Origin of the sequence: Erwinia sp. (assembly GCF_031978025.1) — a bacterium.
GTDB lineage: Bacteria > Pseudomonadota > Gammaproteobacteria > Enterobacterales > Enterobacteriaceae > Erwinia.
On the sequence record NZ_DALZCD010000304.1, the window covers coordinates 1 to 5,012 of the forward strand.

The 5,012-nt window shown below is 54.1% G+C and carries 6 protein-coding genes; 4 read left to right on the forward strand and 2 right to left on the reverse strand.

What is annotated here, in order from left to right; genetic code table 11:
* Positions 1–80: 80 nt before the first annotated feature.
* A complete protein-coding gene (locus RTK32_RS18875) occupies positions 81–572 on the reverse strand; it encodes a YajQ family cyclic di-GMP-binding protein (RefSeq protein WP_312046686.1) in 492 nt (163 codons plus the stop codon).
* Positions 573–715: 143 nt separating this feature from the next.
* On the opposite strand from RTK32_RS18875, the gene panE reads away from it, so the two are divergent.
* Positions 716–1,636, forward strand: coding sequence for a 2-dehydropantoate 2-reductase (panE, locus tag RTK32_RS18880; RefSeq protein ID WP_312046687.1), 921 nt, complete (start codon positions 716–718; stop codon positions 1,634–1,636).
* Positions 1,590–2,195 (forward strand): protein deglycase YajL, encoded by a 606-nt coding sequence (gene yajL / locus RTK32_RS18885; RefSeq protein WP_312046689.1) that lies wholly within the window; start codon positions 1,590–1,592, stop codon positions 2,193–2,195. Before panE ends, yajL begins: the two co-directional genes overlap by 47 nt.
* A 265-nt stretch (positions 2,196–2,460) precedes the next feature.
* Here yajL and thiI read toward each other — a convergent pair whose 3' ends face one another.
* On the reverse strand, positions 2,461–3,909 hold the full coding sequence (gene thiI, locus RTK32_RS18890; protein ID WP_312046691.1) for a tRNA uracil 4-sulfurtransferase ThiI: 1,449 nt from the start codon (positions 3,907–3,909) through the stop codon (positions 2,461–2,463).
* Positions 3,910–4,140: 231 nt separating this feature from the next.
* Between thiI and xseB the strand changes: the two genes are divergently transcribed.
* Both xseB and ispA read left to right on the forward strand, forming a co-directional pair.
* The gene (gene xseB / locus RTK32_RS18895) at positions 4,141–4,383 is read left to right on the forward strand and encodes an exodeoxyribonuclease VII small subunit (protein WP_125288415.1); all 243 of its coding nucleotides are present in this window, start codon (positions 4,141–4,143) and stop codon (positions 4,381–4,383) included.
* The coding region (gene ispA / locus RTK32_RS18900) for a (2E,6E)-farnesyl diphosphate synthase (protein WP_312046693.1) at positions 4,383–5,012 on the forward strand (630 nt) is incomplete at its 3' end. The genes xseB and ispA, both read left to right, overlap by 1 nt.

Here is a 5,012-nt window from a genome sequence, read left to right on the forward strand (position 1 = left end):
GAGGACTGCACTCTGGGGAACATGGCGCGGAAAACAGCTGAATAAAAGGGCGATATCTTCGCCCTTTTATCATTGATTCATTAGTCGCGGAAGTTTTTAAACTGGAACGGTTGGCCCAGGTCGCCGCCACGCACCAGCGCCATCGCGCCTTGCAGGTCGTCACGGGATTTACCGGTCACGCGAACTTCTTCACCCTGAACTTGCGACTGCACTTTCAGCTTGCTGTCTTTAATCAGCTTGACGATTTTTTTCGCCACCTCGGACGGAATGCCTTTTTTCAGTTTAACTTCCACGCTCCAGCTTTTACCGCTGTGTTCAATCTCCTCCGGCACTTCCAGCGCACCGCCTTCAATGCTGCGCTTGAGCAGCTTCTCGCGCAGAATATCCACCAGCTGCTTCACCTGGAAATCAGACTCGCTCAGCACCTTAATCGTTTCGTTTTTTTCGTTCAGTTCATAACTGGCCGTCACATTGCGAAAATCGAAACGGGTGGAAATTTCACGGTTGGCGTTTTCAACGGCGTTGCGCACTTCCTGCAAGTCGATTTCAGATACGATATCGAATGATGGCATGATTTTTTCTCCTGATTCTGTTGTGACAGGCATAATACCCACTTAGCATCAGTAAAAAAACCATCGGCATGGAAAGCTATAATAAGAAGAGATCTGCTGGCGCACCCGGCAGGCTTAACACAACCGGTCTGCGGAGAGGAACAATGAAGATTACCGTATTGGGATGCGGCGCTTTAGGGCAGATCTGGCTGGCTGCGCTGGATGCTCAGGGCAATGAGGTTCAGGGCTGGTTACGTGTACCGCAGCCCTACTGCTCGGTCAACGTGGTAGATCTTAACGGCAACATGAGTAACAAAACCTTCATTGCCAACGATCCGGTATTTTTAGCGCAAAGCGATCTGCTGCTGGTGACACTGAAAGCCTGGCAGGTTTCTGAAGCGGTAAAAAATTTACGGTTTATTCTGCGTGAGGACTGTCCCGTTCTGCTGCTGCATAATGGTATGGGCACGCTTGACGAACTTAAGATGCTTACGCAGCCGCTGCTGCGTGGCATTACTACCCATGCGGCAAAGCGCGACGGTACGGTGGTTATTCATGTGGCTGCCGGTATTACCCATATTGGCCCCACTTCTGCTGATGGCGCCATGCTCAGCAAGCTGGCGGAAACGCTGCAGCTGGCGTTGCCGGATGTGGCATGGCATAACAACGTCTCCTCTGCCGCCTGGCAAAAACTGGCCGTTAACTGCGTGATCAATCCGCTGACGGTCCAGTACGACTGCACTAACGGCGAGCTGCTTAATCACCCGCAGGAAGTGGCCCAGCTCTGTAATGAAGTGGCGATGGTTATGGAGCGCGAGGGGCAACATACCTCTCGCGAGGCGCTGTTGGACTACGTGAAAGAAATTATTATCGCGACCGCCGCCAATACCTCTTCTATGCTGCAGGACATTCGCGCGCAACGGCGCACCGAAATTGATTATATTACCGGCTACGTTATCCGCCGTGCGCGGGCGCAGGGCCTGGCCACCCCGGAAAACAGCCGACTTTATGAAATGATTAAGCGTAAGGAACAAGATTATGAGCGGGAACGTATCGGTACTGGTTTGCCTGGCACCTGGCAGTGAGGAAACCGAAGCCGTCACCACTATCGATCTGCTGGTACGCGCGGGCTTCACGGTCACTACCGCCAGCGTAACGGACGACGGTAGTAAAGAGATTCGCTGTTCGCGCGGCGTACGGCTGCTGACGGATGCCACCCTGGTAGAAGTGGCCGACAACGACTTTGCGGCCATTGTGCTGCCCGGCGGCCTGAAAGGGGCAGAAGCGTTTCGCGACAGTCCGCTACTGGTCGAAACGGTGCGTCAATTTCATCAGTCAGGCCGTATTGTTGCCGCGATTTGCGCAGCACCCGGCACGGTGCTGGTGCCGCATAATCTGTTTCCGGTTGGCAACATGACCGGCTTCCCTGGCCTTAAAGAGACCATTCCCGACAGCCGGTGGATGGATAAGCGCGTGGTCTGGGATCGCCGTGTCAATCTGCTCACCAGTCAGGCTCCCGGTACCGCGATCGATTTTGCCCTCAAGCTGATCGACCTGTTGGCGGGTAAAGAAAAAGCGCACGAGGTCGCACAACAGCTGGTGCCGGCTGCGGGCATTTTCGATTATCGGGAGTGGGTGGAATAAACCGGGCAGTTTATTTCTGCCTGAATCGATATCGAATAGCGTTTCCATATTAAAAGGAATGGGTAGAGACTCTTTTCAGAGAGGCCCGGCAAAATGCACCTGTCCATTAAAGACTTTTACTCTGCTGCTGACGGGTCACGCCCGCTAAAGCTGTGCGAGGTGGAAACAGTCAGGTCGGAGCCGTTGCCCATGGGCTGGCATCAGCAGACAATAATGATTGAAGAATAAAAAAGGCGCTGAAGCCAGCGCCTTTTTATCTGCCCGCTTAAGGGCGATAAACCTTAACGTTTTTAAAGCCCTGCTCGTGCAGATAGAGCGCCTGCAAACGGCTCATTACGCCCCGATCGCAGTAGAGCAGCCAGGTTTTACTCTGATCAAGATCGCCAAACTGGGTGCTGAGCTTATAGAACGGCATCCCTTTGACCTCTATGCCTTCCAGTTCCAGCGGCTTGTCATCCTGCTCGTCAGGCGAGCGGATATCCAGCACCACGTCGTTATCGCCAAAGGAGACCACGGTTTCTACTTCCACCACTTCCTGTCCGGTCTCTTCCGCAATCTGACGGATATCAACATTGGTGGCTTCCTCGATGGCTTTATCCAGCACCGCAAAATCAAAGTTTTGCTCTTCCGCCTCGATTTTCGCTTTCACCGCTTTTACAGTCGGACTTTTCGAAATTACACCGCAGTACTCCGGCATGGTGCGGGCAAAATCTTCCGTACCGATATGACGCGCCAGCTTGATAATATGCTCTTTGTCATGCGAAATCAGCGGACGCAGGATAAGCGTATCAGAAGCATTGTCGATCAGCCGCAGATTGGTCAGCGTCTGGCTGGAGACTTGGCCCAGCGCCTCGCCGGTCACCAGAGCCTGCACACCGTAACGTTCGGCAATGGTAGAGGCCGCGCGCACCATCATACGCTTCAGCACCACGCCCATCTGGCCGTCGTCCACTTTTTCCAGAATTTCGCCCACTACCGGCTCAAAGTTGATAGCCACAAAGCGTACCTTGTGCGAGCGGCCAAAGCGGTTCCACAAATAGTGTGCCACCTGCCGCACGCCGATTTCATGCGCCGCGCCGCCGAGGTTAAAGAAGCAGTAGTGCACGCGGCAGCCGCGACGCATCAGCATATAGCTGGAGACGCCGGAGTCGAAGCCGCCGGAAATCAGCGACAGCACGTCTTCCTGGCTGCCGATAGGAAAACCGCCAATGCCTTCATAACGGCCGGTAATCAGCAGCAGGCGATCGTCTTCAATCTCTAAGTTGACCGTGACCTGCGGATGGTTCAGCTTGACCTGTGCGCTCTCGACGTGCTGATTCAGCCCGCCGCCAACATAGCGCTCAACGTCCTGCGAGCTGAATTCATGCTTACCGCGACGCTTCACGCGTACGGAGAAGGTTTTGCCTTCAATACGCTCACGGTTCATCGCCAGCGTCTGCTCAAAAATGTTGTGCAGATCGGTATAACCGCGCTCTTCAACTTCCAGCACATGATGAATACCGGGAATGCGCGACAGTTCATCGATGATATAGCTGCGATGGCTTTCGTTTTTAGAACGGACTTCGATATGGTCCCAGTGGCGCACCACGGCCAGCGTCTCGTCGCACTGTTTCAGCACGTTACGGATGTTCGTCGTTAACATTTTGATAAAACGCAGGCGAACGGACTGGCTTTTAATGGTGATTTCAGGGAATAATTTAATGATAAACTTCATGGTGGCACGGGCTCAACGGGCAATTAAGTGCTGAAATGGAGCACACTTAGCTGGTAAAATCAGAGAATTGCAAAGTAGCTTACGCCCTTCACATCCAGGGGAGAGGAGTGTATCACATCTGCCTGGCGACTGCTTCTTCAACCGCGGTCGGAATCATTATTTTGCTTATCAATTTGAGTCGGCTACCATGAGTGACCTGACAGACTAAAACATCACTGAGCAAACGTTATTATGCCGAAGAAAGCCGAACAGCCCGCCAGTTTTGAAACCTCGCTTGCCCAGCTGGAGCAGATTGTTTCCCGCCTTGAAAGCGGCGAGCTGCCGTTGGAAGAGGCGCTTAACGAGTTTGAACGCGGCGTACAGCTGGCGCGAGCAGGCCAGCAAAAACTCCAGCAGGCGGAGCAGCGTGTGCAAATCCTGCTTAACGACGATAAAAATGGCGATCTTCAGCCCTTCACGCCGGAAAACGACTGATGGATTTTAGCGCTCTCCTTACTGCGCACCACGCGCGAGTTAATCAGGCTTTACAGCGCTTTATCACCGCGTTGCCTTTTCAGCAATCGTCGCTGGTGAACGCCATGGAATACGGCGCCCTGCTGGGTGGAAAAAGGCTGCGTCCGTTTTTGGTTTATGCCACCGGCAAAATGCTGCATGCTGATGATGCATCGCTGGACGCGCCCGCTGCGGCGGTTGAGTGCATTCACGCCTACTCGCTGATCCACGACGATCTGCCCGCGATGGATGATGATAGTCTGCGGCGCGGCCAGCCGACCTGCCATATTAAATTCAGCGAAGATACGGCTATTTTAGCCGGCGACGCGCTACAAACGCTCGCCTTCACTATACTTGCCGATACGGCAATGCCCGGCGTAACGGCAGAACACCGTATCGCCATGATTTCTGAACTGGCTCAGGCCAGCGGCGTGGCAGGCATGTGCGGCGGTCAGGCGCTGGATCTGGCGGCAGAAGGCCAGCAGGTTGGCCTGAGCGAGCTTGAGCAAATTCATCGCTATAAAACCGGCGCGTTAATCCGTTCAGCGGTTCGTCTTGGTGCGCTGGCCGCCGGTGATCGAGGCCGCGAGGCGTTACCGGTACTCGATCGC